This is a genomic window from Pseudalkalibacillus salsuginis, assembly GCF_021646685.1.
GTDB classification, from domain to species: domain Bacteria; phylum Bacillota; class Bacilli; order Bacillales; family Fictibacillaceae; genus Pseudalkalibacillus; species Pseudalkalibacillus salsuginis.
The window spans coordinates 217,512-235,585 of the sequence record NZ_JAKJHW010000006.1 but is presented as its reverse complement, the minus strand read 5'-3'; the positions used below and the strand labels follow the sequence as shown (position 1 = coordinate 235,585).

The 18,074-nt window shown below is 42.3% G+C and carries 18 protein-coding genes; 5 read left to right on the top strand and 13 right to left on the bottom strand.

All coding sequences use genetic code 11. The features are described 5' to 3' along the window. Positions 1–8: 8 nt before the first annotated feature. Positions 9–908 (bottom strand): DMT family transporter, encoded by a 900-nt coding sequence (locus tag L1611_RS15810; protein WP_236314679.1) that lies wholly within the window; start codon positions 906–908, stop codon positions 9–11. 227 nt (positions 909–1,135) lie between these two features. Here L1611_RS15810 and L1611_RS15805 point away from each other — a divergent pair, with 227 nt between their 5' ends. Beyond that, positions 1,136–1,462 carry an ABC transporter permease gene (locus L1611_RS15805; RefSeq protein WP_236314678.1) on the top strand — a complete coding sequence of 109 codons (327 nt, stop codon included), beginning with the start codon at positions 1,136–1,138 and terminating at the stop codon, positions 1,460–1,462. Between the two features lie 328 nt (positions 1,463–1,790). On the opposite strand, the gene L1611_RS15800 is transcribed toward L1611_RS15805, so the two are convergent. The 8 genes from L1611_RS15800 to L1611_RS15765 form a co-directional block, all read right to left on the bottom strand. After that, entirely contained in the window at positions 1,791–3,911 is a 2,121-nt protein-coding gene (locus tag L1611_RS15800) for an ATP-dependent Clp protease ATP-binding subunit (protein WP_236314677.1), read from the bottom strand. Positions 3,912–4,584: 673 nt separating this feature from the next. Continuing rightward, positions 4,585–4,740, bottom strand: coding sequence for a hypothetical protein (locus L1611_RS15795; protein ID WP_236314676.1), 156 nt, complete (start codon positions 4,738–4,740; stop codon positions 4,585–4,587). Between the two features lie 70 nt (positions 4,741–4,810). Next, positions 4,811–5,569, bottom strand: coding sequence for an oxygen-insensitive NADPH nitroreductase (gene nfsA / locus L1611_RS15790; RefSeq protein ID WP_236314675.1), 759 nt, complete (start codon positions 5,567–5,569; stop codon positions 4,811–4,813). Between the two features lie 488 nt (positions 5,570–6,057). Further along, positions 6,058–6,462, bottom strand: coding sequence for a disulfide oxidoreductase (locus tag L1611_RS15785; protein ID WP_236314674.1), 405 nt, complete (start codon positions 6,460–6,462; stop codon positions 6,058–6,060). Further along, on the bottom strand, positions 6,455–7,171 hold the full coding sequence (locus L1611_RS15780) for a DsbA family protein (RefSeq protein ID WP_236314673.1): 717 nt from the start codon (positions 7,169–7,171) through the stop codon (positions 6,455–6,457). Before L1611_RS15780 ends, L1611_RS15785 begins: the two co-directional genes overlap by 8 nt. Positions 7,172–7,289: 118 nt before the next feature. Continuing rightward, positions 7,290–8,234: an STAS domain-containing protein gene (locus L1611_RS15775; protein WP_236314672.1), complete on the bottom strand. Its 945-nt coding sequence runs from the start codon at positions 8,232–8,234 to the stop codon at positions 7,290–7,292. A 110-nt stretch (positions 8,235–8,344) separates the two neighbouring features. Beyond that, the gene (locus L1611_RS15770) at positions 8,345–9,223 is read right to left on the bottom strand and encodes a patatin-like phospholipase family protein (protein ID WP_236314671.1); all 879 of its coding nucleotides are present in this window, start codon (positions 9,221–9,223) and stop codon (positions 8,345–8,347) included. A 175-nt stretch (positions 9,224–9,398) separates the two neighbouring features. After that, the gene (locus L1611_RS15765; protein WP_236314670.1) at positions 9,399–9,572 is read right to left on the bottom strand and encodes a hypothetical protein; all 174 of its coding nucleotides are present in this window, start codon (positions 9,570–9,572) and stop codon (positions 9,399–9,401) included. Between the two features lie 241 nt (positions 9,573–9,813). Here L1611_RS15765 and L1611_RS15760 point away from each other — a divergent pair, with 241 nt between their 5' ends. Together L1611_RS15760 and L1611_RS15755 are read left to right on the top strand one after the other, a co-directional pair. Next, positions 9,814–10,110 (top strand): hypothetical protein, encoded by a 297-nt coding sequence (locus L1611_RS15760; protein WP_236314669.1) that lies wholly within the window; start codon positions 9,814–9,816, stop codon positions 10,108–10,110. A 76-nt stretch (positions 10,111–10,186) separates the two neighbouring features. Then, on the top strand, positions 10,187–10,366 hold the full coding sequence (locus L1611_RS15755) for a hypothetical protein (protein WP_236314668.1): 180 nt from the start codon (positions 10,187–10,189) through the stop codon (positions 10,364–10,366). 523 nt (positions 10,367–10,889) lie between these two features. Here the strand turns inward: L1611_RS15755 and L1611_RS15750 are convergent. Beyond that, positions 10,890–11,879 carry a zinc-binding dehydrogenase gene (locus L1611_RS15750; protein ID WP_236314667.1) on the bottom strand — a complete coding sequence of 330 codons (990 nt, stop codon included), beginning with the start codon at positions 11,877–11,879 and terminating at the stop codon, positions 10,890–10,892. 200 nt (positions 11,880–12,079) lie between these two features. Here L1611_RS15750 and L1611_RS15745 point away from each other — a divergent pair, with 200 nt between their 5' ends. Continuing rightward, a complete protein-coding gene (locus L1611_RS15745; protein WP_236314666.1) occupies positions 12,080–12,463 on the top strand; it encodes a GNAT family N-acetyltransferase in 384 nt (127 codons plus the stop codon). A 79-nt stretch (positions 12,464–12,542) separates the two neighbouring features. Next, positions 12,543–13,661, top strand: coding sequence for a radical SAM/CxCxxxxC motif protein YfkAB (gene yfkAB / locus L1611_RS15740; protein WP_236314665.1), 1,119 nt, complete (start codon positions 12,543–12,545; stop codon positions 13,659–13,661). 195 nt (positions 13,662–13,856) lie between these two features. Here the strand turns inward: yfkAB and L1611_RS15735 are convergent, their stop codons facing one another. The 3 genes from L1611_RS15735 to L1611_RS15725 all read right to left on the bottom strand — a co-directional run bounded on the left by L1611_RS15735 (position 13,857) and on the right by L1611_RS15725 (position 17,616). Beyond that, a complete protein-coding gene (locus L1611_RS15735; protein WP_236314664.1) occupies positions 13,857–14,291 on the bottom strand; it encodes a GNAT family N-acetyltransferase in 435 nt (144 codons plus the stop codon). A gap of 9 nt (positions 14,292–14,300) precedes the next feature. Then, a complete protein-coding gene (locus L1611_RS15730) occupies positions 14,301–14,630 on the bottom strand; it encodes a S66 peptidase family protein (RefSeq protein ID WP_236314663.1) in 330 nt (109 codons plus the stop codon). A gap of 577 nt (positions 14,631–15,207) precedes the next feature. Further along, positions 15,208–17,616, bottom strand: coding sequence for an immune inhibitor A domain-containing protein (locus L1611_RS15725; RefSeq protein ID WP_407681739.1), 2,409 nt, complete (start codon positions 17,614–17,616; stop codon positions 15,208–15,210). Positions 17,617–18,074 lie beyond the last annotated feature (458 nt).

Sequence of the window (18,074 nt, the reverse complement as noted above, 5' to 3'; positions counted from 1 at the left end):
TACTCCCCCTATTTTGCTAATGATTGTTTCAGCCTCGCTTTTTTCGATTCTTGCACGATCATGACAGCACTGAGCACCAGGAAGATCCCGGCCAATTGCCAAACTGTCAGTTGTTCCTGGAACAGCACAACGCTTACCAAGGTCGCGACCACAGGCTCGACCGTAGCTGTAATCGAAGCCCGGCTCGATTCCACGAATTGCAGGCCGGCTGTATACAGCATGTAGGCGAGAACAGTGGATACAAAACCGATCCCGACTGCATTCAAAATAACACCTGGTTCTTTCAGCTCGCTTGTCATCCTCCATAAACCTGTGGTCGGAATCATGGCCACTGAGGCAAAAATGAACGTGTACGTAATGACGGTCAAGGATGAATATTTCGACAGGGCATACTTCCCAAAAATACTATAAAGTGCGTAACCCAAGCCTGAGCCAAGTCCCACAATGACGCCGTATAACGAAACAGAGCTCGAACCTCCGGGAATCAGACCGATCACAAACGCACACCCGAACAATGTCATGAATAGTGCGGCAAGTTTTCTCTTCGTGAACCATTCTTTAAACAAAAATCTTGAAATGATCGTCACGATCGCAGGAGCTGTATAAAGTAAAATGGCTGCTACCGCAATTGAAGTTTCCCGGATCGCAGTGAACAGGCACCAGTTAAAGAAGACAATGCTGAATATGCCGGTTCCGATGAAATAAATGCTGTCCCGCCAATGAACCTTGAAGAGCTTGGGGTCTTTCAAGAGTGCAAAGCCAATTAAGATCAGTGCTGCTACAATGACTCGGATCGCGACGACTTGGAGCGCTGTAAAACCATAAGCATACAGACCTTCCACAAAAATCGCGATAAGGCCCCATAATGCCGCGCCGAGTGCGATCAATACAAATGCCCAGTTTTTCATTGATGACTCTCCTTTATAAATCTATGCATCCTCATCATTTCGATAGAGCCCTATGAATTCCTTTTTAGAGTTCATTTAAAATATATCGGTGCTCATTCAATTTTTATCGATGAACATTTAATTTATATCGGTGCTCATTCAATTTTTATCGGTGCAAATCAAAAATATATCGGTGATTTTAAAGAAAGGTTCAGCGATCTTATTGATGGTTTTCGGCATGTTGATGTATGATCTTACCTTGCCACAGTATATCGGCAGTACATTGCTGGCATTGCTCGTTTGCTAAAAATACACAAAGTGCTGCAGCGATCAGTTCTCTTTTTCTTAATCTAATGCTGTTCCTCTCAGGGGCAACCTTCCCGTTAGATATAATGCCAGATATTTTACAATATGTAGGTAAAGCGCTCCCGCTTTATTATACGATACAGTTGTTGAGAGGAACATGGACTTCCGGGCCGATCACTGACTACGGACTCGAAGTCGGAGTCCTGCTAGGGATTTCAGTTGTATCCCTGTTTCTTGCTTCACGTTTTTTCCGTTGGAGCGGTCAATAAAAATTTCCCTGGTGGTGTAAAGTTACACTATATATCGGTATTCACTGCAAATATATTGGTAAACGGTTCGAAAATATTGGTAAAAGCATTAATATTATTGGTAACACCCAAAATCGTATTGGTAAATCTAAGAAAAGCGCAAACGCCCTGGTTAACCACGAAGGTCACTGGAAGTCCGACGAGGAGGCTGTTGCCGCCGCAGGAGGTCTGAAGTGATCCAAAGTGGTTGGGCGTTGAAGATAGACATCACTTCACCGCAACCAAAATTTTTATATTTTCTTATCCATCTAAAAATGGGAAGAGCCTGTCAGCTCTTCCCTTCTGTTCGTCATCCTTTTTGGACAACGATTTCGTCATCGATATAATCAACTCTGATCTTAGTTATATCTTCCTCATCCAGTAGTAGATCAGCAATGCCGTCTTCCACTTTTTCTTGAAGGACACGGCGGATTGGACGTGCTCCGAAACGAGGATCGTAACCAAGATGGACGATTTGTTTTTTCGCTTCTTCTGTCACTTCGATTACACGACCATCTTCCTTCACCATTCCACGGATATCATCCAGCATCAAATCAACAATTTGAACAAGATGTTCTTCATTCAACTCGTTGAATTGGATGATCGTATCAAAACGGTTCAAGAATTCTGGCTTGAAGTAGTCACCAAGATTTTCAAGGATGGAGATCGCTTCAGTTTCTCGATTTTCGAACCCGACCTTAATTTTCTTGACTCCTGTACCAGCGTTACTTGTCATGATGATGACGGTGTCTTTGAAGCTGACTGTACGCCCTTGACTGTCAGTCAGTCGGCCATCTTCCATGATTTGAAGGAACATGTGCTGAACATCCGGGTGCGCTTTCTCGATCTCATCCAATAGAATGATGCTGTAAGGATTTCTACGCACACGTTCTGTCAACTGTCCGGCTTCATCATGTCCGACATAACCTGGTGGCGAACCGATCAGTTTGGATACAGAATGTTTTTCCATATACTCACTCATATCCAAACGGAGCATAGCATCCCTGGAGCCAAACAGCTCTTCTGCAAGTGTCTTCGTCAGTTCGGTTTTACCTACACCGGTAGGCCCGACGAAAAGGAATGAACCGATCGGACGTACCTTTGATTTCAGTCCTGCACGGCTACGGCGGATTGCTTTAGCCACTTTTTGAACGGCTTCTTCCTGTCCAATGACCCTTGAGCCGAGGCGTTCCGCAAAATTCTTCAGCTTGTTTTGCTCTTCATTTTGAAGTTTACGCACTGGAATTCCAGTTTTCTCTTCAACGATCCATTGGATATCTTCAAGTTCGACCCAAGGTTTTTCTTCAGTAGCTGTTGCTGTCTTTTCTTGCAGTTTCAACTCTTCATCACGAAGTTTAGCCGCACGCTCATAATCCTCTTGTCGAGTTGCTTCCTCTTTCTCCTTTGCAATAGCTGCAAGCCGTTCTTCAATGTCTTCTGAAGTTGTCATTCCTGCATGCTTCAAGTTCATTTTAGAACCGGTTTCATCCATAAGGTCGATCGCTTTATCTGGAAGGAACCGATCCTGGATGTAACGTTGGGATAATGTGACACATGCTTGAAGGGCTTCGTCTGTGTATCGGATATCATGATATTGTTCATATTTTTCTTTTAATCCTTTTAAAATCTCCACGGCTTCATCGATTGTCGGTTCTTTTACCATGACTGGTTGGAAACGGCGTTCGAGTGCCGCATCCTTTTCGATTTGACGGTACTCTTTCAATGTCGTCGCACCGACAAGTTGAAGTTCCCCGCGGGCAAGAGCTGGTTTCAAGATGTTCCCTGCATCCATGGAACCTTCAGCTGAACCTGCTCCTACCAATAGATGGATCTCATCGACGAAAAGGATGACGTTCTTACGTTGTTGCACTTCAGAAATCAATTGTTTCATACGCTCTTCAAATTGGCCACGGATACCTGTATTGGCAACAAGGGAAGAAACATCCAACAAGTATACCTGTTTATTGAGAAGCTTCTTAGGTGCATCTTGATCAGCGATTTTCAAAGCAAGTCCTTCAGCAATCGCTGTTTTACCAACACCTGGCTCACCGATCAGTACAGGGTTGTTTTTATTTCGACGGTTCAGAATTTCGATGACTCGATTCACTTCCTTATCCCGACCGATGACCGGATCGATCAATCCAGCTTTAGCCGCATCGGTAAGGTTACGTCCCAGATCATCAAGTAGGCCGCCTTGACCGCGTTTTCCTGCAGTGCTTTGGCCCGCTTGCTGTTCATTCTGCATCATGAAATCCTCCATATTGAAGCCCATTGGATTGTGGGAGAAACCATCCAAACCGCTTGGTTGCTTCATTTCATTTTGGATTTCTTTATAACATGAAGGGCAGAGGCGTAGTTGTTTTGTAATCCCATTTATGTGAAGAGTCATTCTTACATTGGCTTCGTTTACTTGACATTTTTGACAACGCATTTCAATGACCTCCTTTTAATAGTAAGAATCTATTTTGATCAAAGTTGACTTTGACTATCTTTGACCTTTAACTATAGTATAATTTGACCTTAATTGACTTTCAAGTATTTTGTTTTTAAATTTTCCCATCTATTCATTTGATTTTAGAGGATAACAGATGCATCTATATGTTTCAAAGAAAATGATTAACAAGCGTTTGATTGCTCGCCATTCACGTGTATAACTACATTTTTTGTTTCCTCGTAACAATCCTGAAGAAGTGGCTGGTGATCAGCATGCACTACAGCAAGTGCGCATACCGAATAAAAAATCAAGGTAAAGGAAAAATAAATCACCCTATTTTTAAACTCTAATTGGGAGGCGTACAAGGGTTTAACATCGTCCGGCTCGTTAAAAACATGCTGAGGATAGATTATGCATGACTTTTTATGATAATTGCACCGTTTTGTGAGACAATTGCGCGATTCCGTAAATCAATTGCATCAAAATAGAAATAAATGCACGAGCGACTTATGGATTGAAAATTTGTGCGCTGGAATTCGAGTAATTGCACGATTCCGTAGATGTTTACGCGGATAACTTAGGAATTGCATCACAAAAGCAAAACGACCTAGCAAAAAAAGCCCGCTGGATCATCGATCTGATGTATCCGAGCGGAGCTTTTTCGATAAGATTAAAATTCTTGTTCTTTTCGTTTTGGTAGATCCTCTTCCCGAAGTTTATTCGGACCTTTTGCTAGGTCTTCTGCAATTTCCAAGTCCGGAAGACTTTCCTTCGGCGTCTGGTTATGATGCGTCGTTTTATCTTGCCGCTGCTTTCGTTTCGTCATCTGGAACGACCTCCCTCTTTTATGATATAGAGGTAGTTTTCGCAAACACATTAACCCGTATTCGCGGCTCTTATTTCAACGGCACTTTTATGCTCTTCAAAAAGTCCTTCATGTACATTCTCATCGGCTTTGTCATTTTACCAGCGATGATTTCTGTCCATGAATGGGACCGTTTCCCCTGAGTCCGTTCACGATAATAGGCAGAAATATCATCATTATAAGAAGCAAGTTGCTCCTTGAACAACCGGTCATTCTGCTGATATTCATCTACGTGGTAAATGTTTTCCATCGGTAGCCGTTGCTTTTTTCCGGGATTCTGGTCTGGAACACCTACGCAAAGGCCGAACAAAGGAACCACCCTGTCCGGTGTATTTAAAACTTTTATGACTTCATCCAGTCGGTTACGAAGACCGCCGATATAACATATGCCGAGGCCCATCGATTCCGCAGCAAGCACGGCATTTTGTGCGGCAAGAGCTGCATCAATCGTGCCAACCATGAACTTTTCTGTTGATTCTACAGTTTCCTCGATGTCCTTTTCCGACAGTCCTTCCATCTCCACAGCCAGTTTATGCCGATGCAGATCTATACAAAAAACGAAGAAATGACCGTTCTTTTCGACATATTCTTGATTGCCGGCTAACTCTGCCAGTTTCTTTTTCTTAGCTGGATCCTTTACGCCTATTATCGAATAGACTTGAAGATAACTTGAGGTTGCGGCCGCTTGAGCACTTTGGACGATTAGAGAGATTTGTTCATCTGTCAGTGGTTCATCTTTAAACTTACGGATACTTCGATGGCTCAATATCGTGTCGATCGTTTTATTCATCATATTCCCCCCTAGGTACTTCAGGTGTCCATCACTACCTCTTTATGGTATCCAAACAACAAATCTTGAACAAACAATGTGACTTGATAAGATCAAATCCACCAAAATGTTAATAAGTTTCCTTATTGGAAATAGGCTTTATTGGCGCGGGGAAAAGGTGAGGAGGCGTGCAAATGCAAGAAAAGCGCAAGCGTCCTGATCAGCCACGAAGGTCACTGGAAGTCCGACGAGGAGGCTGTTGCCGCCGCAGGAGGACTGAAGTGATCCTAGTGGTTGGGCGCTGGAGCTAGACATCAAGGAAAAGCGCAAGCGCCCTGTTCAGCCACGAAGGTCACTGGAAGTCCGACGAGGAGGCTGTTGCCGCCGCAGGAGGACTGAAGTGATCCTAGTGGTTGGGCGCTGGAGCTAGACATCAAGGAAAAGCGCAACCAAAATTTTTATACTTTCTGACCCTTAAATAATAGAGAGCCGCCAAGGGCTCTCCTCACTTAATTCTTTTTCAGCATTGTGATCATCAATACGGTAATCGATAAAAACGCGGTCAACGCTAGGAAGGGGATAGTGACGAACCCAAGCCAGTTGATATACTCTCCTGAGCAGGGTACCCCTTCTGTACAGGCAACAGCTTCTGAAAACCAATCTGTCTTTTGATGCAGGTAGTGGAAGGTCGAAATGCATATGCCAATGATGCTGAATGGCAATACATAATACGGCAGTCTGCGGTCCTCCATATACCACCCGATACCGAGCACGATTGCCAATGGATACATCAAAATTCTTTGATACCAACAAAATTCACAGGGTACGAAGCCAGCTATTTCACTGAAATAAAGGCTGCCCAAAAAGGCGGTTAAAGAAATAACCCATGAAATGCCAACCCGTTTGTTACTCATTAGCTTCTTCCAAAGCCGATTCGATCGCCGGCTTTATTCCATTTTCATAATCAAGAGTAACCGTTTTGCCATTTACAAGGATCGTCGGCGTACTCTCAACTACACCGCTCTCTTTACGGTCCTGTTCAACTTTTTCTTTGATGGCCGGGTCATCGATATCTGTTTTCAGCTGTTCGATATCGATATCCTTCATGTTATCCTCTACAAGACCGAGCAGAAATTCTTCACTTGCCCAGGCTTCATTAGGATCCCCCTGATTCTCGAGGACGAGGTCATAATACTCCATGAACGCATCCGGCTTTTGAGCATAAACCGCTTCACCTACTAAAGCAGCAGTGAATGAATCAGCCCCCATGAACGGTTTATTTATGAATGTCATTTGTGCTTTTCCTGTATCAATGTAATCAGCTTTGATCTGGGGATAGATCTGTTCAGCAAAATCGGCACAGTGTGGACACTTGAAGTCGAAGAACTCTACGATCTTGACCGGAGCATCCTCTTCCCCAATAGTCGGTTGTCCTTCATAGGCCACATCAATTTCTTGATTCGCCTGATCAGCTCCTGTGTCCGGTTGCTTTCCCTCCTGATTATTACTGATGATGAACAATAAGGCAGCTGCCAATACAAAAATGCTGGCGATCACAATTATGAATCCTTTATTACTCTTTTTAGGCGGCTTATATACTGTTTTCTTTTTCTTCTTAGCCATTCCCTTTCCTCCTAATATGTACTAACTCTATTTTTATCAATTCCATCTATGATGTCAAATGCAAAGGGGCTGTCCTATATAAGTTTGGGACAGCCCCTTTAGGCCTTCAATACTTTATTCAGTTCGTGGTTGAAGCCATGTCCTCTTCTTTATTAGCTTGATCAGTACTTTGCTCTTCCTTTTCTTCTAAATAATCTACGTTAAAATTCCATTTCTTTTGGTTAGCAAGATATTTCAAGCCTGTCCGGAAAGTCGAAAATGTTTCAGCATCAATAGTGACACCGGATCGGACAATTTCTTGTACAAGTCTGGAGGAAAAGCCGACATATATGATTTCGACGCCCATTAAAGAGAGGGCTTTTGTAATCTGTTCAATCTGGTGTGCCAGATCATCCATTTGGAAATTCCCATCATCAGGTATGACTGCTCCGGTAAAGTCACAGACGATCGATTCTGCTCCATGATCAGACACGTTATAAAGCAACTTTTCCCTTAAAATTTCAAACCGTTCATTTGTGAGCAGGCCGACAATCGGTACCAGAATCGTGTTAGGCACGATCGATGGGATGATCGGTACGGATAAGTCCGCAATCAACTGTTTATCTTTCTTCATCGACTTCTCAAATTCGATCACTTGCTTTTCGAAATTACCGATTAATGTTTTGATAAATCCATAGGCTGCTTTATCAATTATAGATTCCGCCTTACGCATAGCTGTCAGGAGTTCCTTACCCGTCAAGAACACGTCATCGATTTTGTTTTCAAAAACTCCTCCGATTAAATCTTTAAAAATTTGAAAACGTTGGATGGAATAATCGAATGGACTATTTTCCTGTAGAGAATTCTCTTTGGCTTTTTCAGCCCATTCTTCAATGAACTCATTTATCTTTGTTGTATCTTCTGCTGCTAAACCTTGAGCGACAAACTCAGCCAGCAAAATGTAATCCTTATGGGCTTGTTCATTCATCGTCTGTCCCGTCTTTTCAGTGAAAATGGCTTCGGTATCCCTAGCGATATCCTCTTTTTCGGCTAAAATCGTTTCGGCTATTGCAGTAATACTCATTACCAAACCCCCTGAGAAAATGTTTAACATAATCCTATACCCTTATTTTTATAAACAAAAACGTGTTTTTTGTGCAAAAATCCTTTATCGTTGGCATACTTTTTTGATCGTCAGCTTGTAACTTCCATTGTATTTTCTGTGGCATAAAGCCATTCTTTGATACTACTGAAGTGTTGTGCGGCATCCTGATACCCCTGATCATAAAGCGCAGTCAGCTTGACAGGGTTCCGCTCAATCCGATTTACCTCAAGAGCCTCCGATGGGCGAATGACATATACATCCCCGGCTGTTTCCTTTTCTTTTATATAGGACATCGTTTCATTATAAACCTGGAACCTTATATCCATTTTGTGGACAAGCCCTTCGTATGCAGGATAAAACCTCCTTGTCAGCCAGTTCATTCTAGACCGTTGCTTTATATATCCATCGTTTCTTGTCAAAATCAATATGTTCTTCTTATTACCGTCTCGCTCAGATTTTCGAATTGGAATCGGGTCGGATATCCCTCCGTCCATCAAACAACGATTCTCCATCTTGATGACCGGAGCCATGAACGGTAAAGAGCTGGAAGCCCGCAGGATAGGCAGAATCTGATCTTTGTATTCCGATTTTTCAAAATAGACCGATTCACCAGTCATGCAATCTGTCGTTCCGATCACGAATCTTTCCTCCGCTTCATGGAACTTTTGATAGTCGAACGGGACCAGTCTATTCGGTATTTCATCAAAAATCAAGTCCATCCCAAAAAGCTGTCGTTTCCACAATAAGTTCTTCCATGATATATAATCCGGATGTTTCGCAAAGTCGATTGTCACCTTTTTATTCCGTCCGAATTGTCTGGATAAATAAGACGCCGCATTGCAAGCACCTGCTGAAACACCGATCACATAAGGCAGATAGAAATCCTGTTCCATAAAATATTCCAAGACTCCGGCTGTATAGACTCCTCGCATACCGCCGCCTTCCAGTACAAGGCCTGTCTGTTCCATCCAAGTATCACCCCTTGTGCAACATCCTTTTTAGCATAATCGGGAAAATATGTATTTGAAAGATGTATTTAAGTATAAAGCAAATAATTACAAACGAAAAGCCAAACACCTCAAAACCATCAACCAAAGTGTGTGAATGATTTTGAGGGTTCGGCTCTAAAATTTCCTACAAGTATCAGGTTGGTGGTGGTTCACTACCTGAATGACGGTCTTCTGACATTTCAGCCTGTGACCGTTCCTGGTGTTCATGGGAATTCAAGTGGATACCAGCTTTCTTCCGATTCCTATACTCATAGTAGATTGAGATAATCAGTACAATCAAAATCAGGATCAGAACTATCATCCACATTCCCCTACACCTCCTTTTCAACCCTTCATACCCTCTCCTGCAAGTTGATAACCCACTTGCTTGTTGCGTTCGTATAGATTGTTGTTTTACATTTTGGAAATTTACTCTCTTTCCGCGGGCGATAGAAAAGCAGAAGCAACCCACTTAGTTGCGTAGATCACGGCCCTTCATGAAAAACGTTTACACCTTGCCCATCCTTTTGTAAAGTAGTAATCAGATGACTTATGAAGGTGGGCAAAGAATGGTTACAAAACAATTTGTTGCGATATTTTTGATTGGAAGCAGCTTGATCCTTTTAGGAGCAGGCTTCTGGTGGAAGAAATCCATTTTCCTTATTAAACAATATGGTGAAAGTTCGATCACTGATAAAGAAGGGCTTTCAAAGTCAGCAGGTTTGTATATAATGGCAATCGGTGTAATGATATTCCTCGCGGCTTTCCTATCCCAATTGGTCGGAATATATGCTTGGATTGTCTTTGGTGTCATGGTTTCATTATCATCAGTCTTAATGCTGAAGATAATGACAAAATACGTTTAAGAATCGAAACGATGAAAAACCAGGTGTTCATCGTTTTTTAACATCTATTACAATTGAATAAAGGAGTGGTTAATGAATGATGGATATGCAATATTCGATTTTCGCAGGATTGTATCTTTTTTTCATACTCGGTTTATTTATCTTAGTAATCTATACACTAATCAGTTTTATATCCTTTATGAAGCGGAAACAAAAAAGTGACCGTGAATTGAATGATAAACTTACGGTACTTATTGAAGAAATCCGTTCAAAATAGTTGGATCAATCTTGTGCAAAACACGAAAAAACCCCTTCCGAATTCGGAAGAGGTTTTCTCTTAGGGTTTAGGGGTTAGGGGGATAAAAGGTTGTTAGTATAATGATACCCCCTTCATCACTTTTTAAACTTGAAAAACAAAAAAATTTCTAGTTTTTTTTAACTAGTGTTTTATAGGATTTCTAGTCCTTTCGTAACATTTATGTAATATTCGTAATAAAAACGAAACTTCCACTCCTTTTCTTCGTCTATATAGACAAAGAAACTTTCCAAAGGGGTAGATTACATATGAACACATTCATGAATCTTTTTCGTCCGTTAATAGCTGGAACAATCGCAATCATGGCTTTTATCTTTGTAGCGCTTACGTTTTGGAACATGTTATCCAACTGAATGACAAAAGGATTGAACGCTTCCACCGGTCCTAGCGTTCAATCCTTTTTTCGTTATAGTTATCTTAGGCTTGATTAAGCAAAAAATCAGCATCACTTGTAACAAAGCCATTCCTTGAAATAGATTTCACTTCATAAAATGAAGGCTATTTTCCCGAACTGCTTCGCTTCTTCCATGCGTTTGAATGCCTCATGTGCCTCTTCCAATGAAAATGTCCGATCCATCACAGGCTTGATATTGTATTTTTTGATGAACTCCAACATTTCTTTGAATTCTTCATGACTTCCCATCGTGGAGCCTAATAGATTGTACTGGCCATAAAAGAAATGACGGATGTTGATCGAGATTTCATCACCGGCTGAGGCGCCGAACGTCACCACTGTCCCCCCCGGTTTCACCTGTTCGAGCGATTTTTGGAAAGTAGCCGCTCCTACACTCTCAATGACCAGATCCACTTTTTCACCGTCCATCACTTCATCCCAGTCTGATTCACTGTCGATTGCATGGTCCGCTCCGAGTTCTAACGCCTGATTACGTTTCTCTTCGCTTCTTGAGGTAACTGTCACTTTTGCACCGACCGCCTTAGCATACTGGAGGATGAAAGTGATGACTCCGCTTCCGACTCCTGGAAGCAACACATGCTGTCCCTCTTCGATTTTACCTCTTGTAAAGAGGGCACGATAAGCGGTCAAGGCAGCAAGGGGCAATACACCAGCCTCTTCCCAGCTTAAGTGCTCCGGTTTTGCTTCCACGTGTTCTGCTGGAACAGCAACTTCCTCAGCAAACGTACCGTTGGATGGATACCCAAGGATCTCAAATCCCTCAGGCGGCGCTGGTGAATTCTTTTGCCATCCAAGCCCTGGGTTGATCACCACTTCGTCACCTACTGAAACGCCAGTCACACCTGAACCGATTTCTGTCACGATCCCTGCCCCATCTGACCCGACAACAAATGGTGCTTCGTTTTCCCCATGACGATGTATAACGAACAGGTCCCTATGATTCAAGCCAGCAGCTTTCAGCTGAACCTTAACCTCTCCCTCTTTTATAACAGGAGATTCGAATGCCTGTACTTTCAAACCTTCCATTCCTTTTGGATTCGTATGTACGATCGCTTTCATTGGATATCCTCCTCCTTTTCTCCTTATTATTACATACATCTCTAGTAATACACGAGCAGGATGCTTCAGAATCTTCTTGCTATTCTCGAAATATGGTAATCTGATGGAAAGGAGGTTTTTCAATGATCCGTTTGAAGCCGATGACTGAAGAAGATTACGAGAAATTCCACAGTCGTTCGATTTAGGAATACATCTACAACATGAGTAAGAATTACGACATTTCGATTGAAGCTGCCACAGAGAAAGCAACAAAACAATATAACCAAATATTGAATGATGGCTTACATACTGAAAAGCACTATTTTTATGATGTGGTGGATGTGAAGAACAACGATCATGTCGGGGCACTCTGGTTTAACCATCAAGAAAAGGATCGCCAGGTATTCATCTATGAAATTTGGATTGTCCCTGAAGAACGGGGCAAAGGCTACGGGACCAAAACATTAGAGGAGCTGCATCATAAGGCAAAGGATCTCGGTGCAGAAATCGGTCTCCATGTCTTTGGACAGAACACCGGTGCGATAGCACTCTACAGGCGTCTCGGTTATGAAGAAAACAGCATCGTCATGACCAGAAAATTATAAGAATATTGCGTAACCGCCATTTCCTAAAAGTGTTCGTGATATAGTATGGAGAGATCAAGTCATCAAAGGAGTTCTTTTTATGATACAAGAAACCTATTCTCGAAAGATCATACCGGAAAATGATCCGTGGGAAGCTTATCTCGATGTAACGGAATATGGAAAATTGGTATTGAGCAATATTGAGTTTACAACTACGACGATCTGTAACATGCGGTGTGAACATTGTGCTGTCGGGTACACGTTGCAACCGAAAGACCCTGAAGCACTTCCGGTTGAACTGATGCTGAACCGGCTTGACGAGATTCCACTCCTCCGTTCAATTAGTATAACTGGCGGGGAACCGATGTTATCCATGAAATCTGTCAAAGAATACGTCGTTCCGCTGCTTCGCTATGCACACGAAAGAGGAGTACGCACACAAATCAACTCAAATTTGACTTTAGATTTGAAACGATATGAACTGATCACACCGTATCTTGATGTGTTACATATTTCCCATAACTACGGTTCGATCGAGGACTTTAATGAAATTGGGTTTGCGATGATGGAGAAAAAGCCGAATCTTCGTCAGCGGGAACAGTACTTTCAAAGAATGGTTGAAAACGCCAGGGCTCTGACTACTGGAGGAGTGATCGTATCTGCGGAAACGATGTTGAACAGACGGACATTACCACATATCGAATCCATTCATAAGCAAATTGTTGAAATGGGCTGCCAGCGCCACGAAGTTCACCCGATGTACCCCAGCGATTTTGCAAGCGGATTGGAAGCGGCGATTCTTCCTGAAATCCGTAAGGGGATCCATCACCTTTTGGACGTACGGGACAAAAATACATGGATGCTGTTTGGTACATTACCGTTTTACGCATGCAGTGATCATGAAGATGATCTGAAGCTTTTGAAACGGTTATATAAGGAGAACAATGTGACTGTCAGGAATGATCCTGATGGACGCTCCCGTTTGAATGTCAATATCTTTAACGGGAATGTCATCGTGACTGATTTCGGTGATGCCCCTCCACTTGGAAATATCCAGACGGACCGGTTGCAGGAAGTCTATGACAAATGGCTGGATAGTCAGCTTGCCCGTAGTGTTAATTGCCACTGCCCTTCCGTTAAATGCCTCGGTCCGAACATCCTTGTAAAAGATGCCTATTATACAAAAGAAGATTTCACAATGAAAAAGTCTAATATTTAAAGAAAAGCGCAAACGCCCTGGTCAGCCACGAAGGTCACTGGAAGTCCGACGAGGAGGCTCGAACCAAACAAAGACTTGGTTCTGCGTGGGCTCTCACACTTATGATATAAATCAATGTGTCGTCACCGCAGGAAGTCTAAAAAAGCAATTTATAGAGAAAACTGGGACTGCCCAATACGTCGGTCCCAGATATTTTTACAAACGCTTTTCAAGAATGATTTTCGTTTCACCTTTTGCATCTGTAAAAGTGCCGATTACATCGAAACCATTTTTAATGTTCAAAATCAACATGCTCCGCCATTGATTTTTAGTATGCGTACGAATCGTCTTATACCCGTTCTCTCGACACCATTTATGTTGACGAACGAGCAATTCTTCTCCGATGCCTTTTCCCCTGTAATCAGGATGGACGCCTCCTAACCAGCTGTAAAAGTGATTCACCTTCCGCTCGTAGCCGATTTTATAACCGATTACCCTTTCATTCTCGATAGCCGCTAAAATAAATGGCCGATGTTTGGTTTGGAGGTCTTCTACAAAACCATTTGTTGAACCGAAAACACGATTGTGCAATGCATTCAAATGCTCAAGGGCTGTTTCATCAGGCAGACTTGTAAATTTTTTATATTCCATTGCGCCTCCTTAGTGTTTAATGATTTCAATTTTGGCTTCTTGCCCTATAGCTTTGATCCTAGCTTTACCTCCGATTGGAACAATGGATACCGGTTGTGTATGACCAAAGTTCACATTCGAAATGACCGGGATGCCATTCAGTTCTGCTTTCCTTTCTATAATCATACGAAGTGCCTCATCCGATACTTCCGATTGTGGTTGAAAGCGGCCGATGACAAGGCATTTGATTTTATCAGCATCAGGCAAATGGAGCAACGACTGGAGATCCCGATCGAATATCAAATCCTGCGTCAAATAATCATCCTCGAGAAAAAGGATCTTATTTTTTAAAGAAGGCATATACTCTGTCCCCTGTAGAAGATTCAACGTACATAGATTCCCACCGATGATCGTCCCTTAAGTCTCTCCTCCCTGGAGTACATCAAATGGCCCTTGTTCCATGAAGTTCCGATTTTCCTGATCACTATACCAGGGATCATCACTCCAATAATCTGCTGGCCGCCATCAGACATTTCTTGAATTGGCCAATTGTATATTCCAGACCTTTTACCATTCCGAACGTTGAAAAATGCGGATCGGAATAGGTGACAAGGTCGGATTGGGATTATTTTCCTATAATACCAGATTAGTAGAAAAAAGGAAGGGGTTTTTCATTATAACCTTTAATGCGTATATCGCATGTCTTGAAGTCTGTTTTTTTTTCGTTTTGAGGGACTCATAGCCTCTTTATGGGTCCCTTAAATCCTGCTTTTTTTCATTTTAAAGGCCTCATAGCCTCTTTATGAGTACCTTTGTTTAGGGTTTTTCAATCTTAGGGTCTTAATCCTTTTAACCGGGGAGATGTCACAGCAGTACTCTATCATTCTCAACACAAAACCAGCCTCGAGTTGTCCTCAAGGCTGGTTTTCTTTCAAGTTTATTTATAGATTTTTACTTTACCAACCGTTCCATCATCACTTTGGGCAACGACACGGAATTTCAATCCGTAAGTTGTAACGTTACGTCCAGCGTCTGGAATTACTGGAGTCATGTATTTCTTTGAATCATCAAATAGTGGTGTTCTTTCCGTTGCATTGTCCCTCATTGTAATACCTTGTGTATCACTGTAATCCAGGAACATCTTTTCAGTTTTACCTAAGCCAAATGCAGCATCATGCATTTGATATCGAGTGGATCCTAGAGCTCCGTCGCTCCATCGGTTTACAACTTGGTCTGCATCCACAACTCCAAGGAATCCTTCACCAGGATGGATACCAGTCCAGTTGTTGTCATAAGAATTATCCACATACCAAACAAGTAACCCTGCATCGTAGTTCATCAGACTGTTACCACGACGGATATGTGAAAGTCCTTCGTCCACACCGTTGTGGGATCTCCATTCAAGAAGATAGTAGTGTTCTGAAGTGAATTTACCTGTATCTCGCTTGAACCCGTGTAGGTCGAATGCCGCATCCGCTTCAGATTCTGCTCCGTCAGATACAACTTCATTACCATCTGCAGTGACAGAAACATTATCTACATACATTCCATCAAGGGTTGTCCCCCAGTCTGTCATGTAACGGTATTGTAATTTGATTGTGTGTCCGGTATATTCACTTAAATCGATTGTTTCATGTACCCATCCGTTACTGGAACCAGTGTAACCCGGTAAGTTTTCTTTAATTGCCGGGTATCCATCTGTGACAATGTCAGAGGTGGTATTTGGTGTTGAAAGTGAATTCCATGTTTCTCCTCCATCAGTTGATACCTGGACCATGCCGAAGTCCCAGTTTGACTCGATGTCATACCATACATCAAAGTCTAATGTAGCATTCGTTGCTCCAGTAAGATCAACCTCCGTCACCATAGTGTGGTCGACTTCATCACCCGTACCGCCAAAGTACTCGTATTCACCGCTTGCCGGGATGTTGATTGTTTTCTCTTTATCCGGTAGATCGATACGTACTGCATCATTATTCGTGCCTTTTGTAACTGCTTCATCAAGCAACACTTCAGTTCCTTTACTAGTGACATCATCCGCATGGATCGTAGTTCCAGTCAGCCAGTTGCTTCCTGGCATAGATGAATGTAAGAATTCCTTCGACCATGCACTGAATCCAGTTGGTTCAGTTCCTGGAATATCACCTGCCCAGCTTCCACTAGACATGATCGACCAATAAGCTACCGCTTCACCAGCACCTGAATAGATCGTATCGTATTCATCAGGTAAACCTAGGTCATGACCATATTCGTGGGCGAACACACCGGCTGCACCATCAGCAGGTTCAATCGTATAATCGTAAGCATACATTGTCCCTTGTCCCCAATAATCCACTTCGGGCTCTGGGGATCCAGTGATCGGGAAAACGCCTCCTAGAGACCAACGATGTGACCAGATTGCATCTTCTCCTAATCCACCACCGCCTGCTTCCTCACCGACAGACGAATGGACGATCATCAAGTGGTCGATCAATCCATCCGGCTCACGATAGTCCCCGTCACCATCAAGGTCATACCGGTCTTCCTGATCATACTTGCTTAAATCAAGGTTTGGATCCGCAGCCGCTGCCAGAAGTGCTTCTCTTACTAAAGCACGTGGATCGGAATCATTGTCACTAGCATTGTTTCCACCGTAGTATGCTGCTGGATGCTTAGCTTGATACCACCCTGCTACTTCACCTTCGATAGAGTAGCTTCCGCCAGATTGCTCTTCATAGAATTGCTTAACAGATACGAGGTTTTCTCCATTCGGCCCTTCATAGCCATCCTCACTGAAAAGCATATCTGTATAATGCTCTTTTACATATCCTTCATAGTACATATCAGTATCGCCAGCCTCGATTTTAGACGCTGGGTAATCTGGATATTCGATCAGCAAAGCAAGAACTTTATCTGTACGTGTTGCACCGTTCCATTCCTCTTCTGTAACTCCATCAACAGTATTCCCTTTCGTCTGGCCATTCTTCTTTCCTTTCCCAGACATCAAGCCATTACTTTTCATTTGTTCTTGGAGTATTTCTTTTGATTCCTTCGCTTCTTCATGCAGGTCTCCCTCATGCGAATGCTTTCCGTTTGCAGCTCTTTCCTTCAAGTATTTATTCAAGGCTTTTTCTGCTGCAGCAGGATTCGCATTTTGTGAAATCTTACCACTCTCTTTCAGCATTTCAATCAATCTCTCATCGTTTGCAATACCGAGATCAATCGGTGCTCCTGCATAGGACTTGGAAATGCTTTCTTTGATGTGCTCAGCTTCTGCATGCTGAGGCGATGTAAATGCACCATATGTAAGCGTACTTATCCCCATCATGACCGCAAGTGCCGTGGATGCAATTTTTTTCTTGTTCAATTCATAACACCCTCCCCTAAACTATGAAAAAATAGTAAATTTTACTACTTTAGTAGTAATAGTATCAATTTGACGAAAAATTGTAAATATTATGTTTAATAATAAATAAAAAAGGGAAAATAGACTTGTTATTGTTATTTTTTGAATGAAAAGCACATATTTAGTAGTAGTAAATTCCTTCTTATTTTGAAGAATCTTCAAATAAAAACTAGTAATCAAGTGTTGGATTCAAAATCAGGAAAATAACAACGGTAAAAAGACCCATTTATTGTAAAGGGCTTTTCTGATCATCAAGCATGTTCAATGATCACCTCTCCGACTCCGACATTTAAATCGACCTCAACTTTTACATCAGAACCCTCATATGATTGATTTTGATAACAATCTTCTACAACTCGGAAGTAAATTCTCGTCATACAGAACAAGAGGTTGGTTTCCTCTCCATCTAGGGCCTGAAT

Bases quoted from the DNA above. Each gene is read 5' to 3' on its own strand.
- L1611_RS15735 (WP_236314664.1), bottom strand. From the start codon at position 14,291: ATGGAATATAAAAAATTTACAAGTCTGCCTGATGAAACAGCCCTTGAG.
- L1611_RS15810 (WP_236314679.1), bottom strand. From the start codon at position 908: ATGAAAAACTGGGCATTTGTATTGATCGCACTCGGCGCGGCATTATGG.
- L1611_RS15730 (WP_236314663.1), bottom strand. From the start codon at position 14,630: ATGCCTTCTTTAAAAAATAAGATCCTTTTTCTCGAGGATGATTATTTG.
- L1611_RS15750 (WP_236314667.1), bottom strand. From the start codon at position 11,879: ATGAAAGCGATCGTACATACGAATCCAAAAGGAATGGAAGGTTTGAAA.
- L1611_RS15745 (WP_236314666.1), top strand. From the start codon at position 12,080: ATGAGTAAGAATTACGACATTTCGATTGAAGCTGCCACAGAGAAAGCA.
- L1611_RS15770 (WP_236314671.1), bottom strand. From the start codon at position 9,223: ATGGAACAGACAGGCCTTGTACTGGAAGGCGGCGGTATGCGAGGAGTC.
- yfkAB (WP_236314665.1), top strand. From the start codon at position 12,543: ATGATACAAGAAACCTATTCTCGAAAGATCATACCGGAAAATGATCCG.
- L1611_RS15800 (WP_236314677.1), bottom strand. From the start codon at position 3,911: ATGCGTTGTCAAAAATGTCAAGTAAACGAAGCCAATGTAAGAATGACT.
- L1611_RS15805 (WP_236314678.1), top strand. From the start codon at position 1,136: ATGATCTTACCTTGCCACAGTATATCGGCAGTACATTGCTGGCATTGC.
- nfsA (WP_236314675.1), bottom strand. From the start codon at position 5,569: ATGAATAAAACGATCGACACGATATTGAGCCATCGAAGTATCCGTAAG.
- L1611_RS15765 (WP_236314670.1), bottom strand. From the start codon at position 9,572: ATGTGGATGATAGTTCTGATCCTGATTTTGATTGTACTGATTATCTCA.
- L1611_RS15760 (WP_236314669.1), top strand. From the start codon at position 9,814: ATGGTTACAAAACAATTTGTTGCGATATTTTTGATTGGAAGCAGCTTG.
- L1611_RS15755 (WP_236314668.1), top strand. From the start codon at position 10,187: ATGATGGATATGCAATATTCGATTTTCGCAGGATTGTATCTTTTTTTC.
- L1611_RS15795 (WP_236314676.1), bottom strand. From the start codon at position 4,740: ATGACGAAACGAAAGCAGCGGCAAGATAAAACGACGCATCATAACCAG.
- L1611_RS15780 (WP_236314673.1), bottom strand. From the start codon at position 7,171: ATGGCTAAGAAGAAAAAGAAAACAGTATATAAGCCGCCTAAAAAGAGT.
- L1611_RS15785 (WP_236314674.1), bottom strand. From the start codon at position 6,462: ATGAGTAACAAACGGGTTGGCATTTCATGGGTTATTTCTTTAACCGCC.
- L1611_RS15775 (WP_236314672.1), bottom strand. From the start codon at position 8,234: ATGAGTATTACTGCAATAGCCGAAACGATTTTAGCCGAAAAAGAGGAT.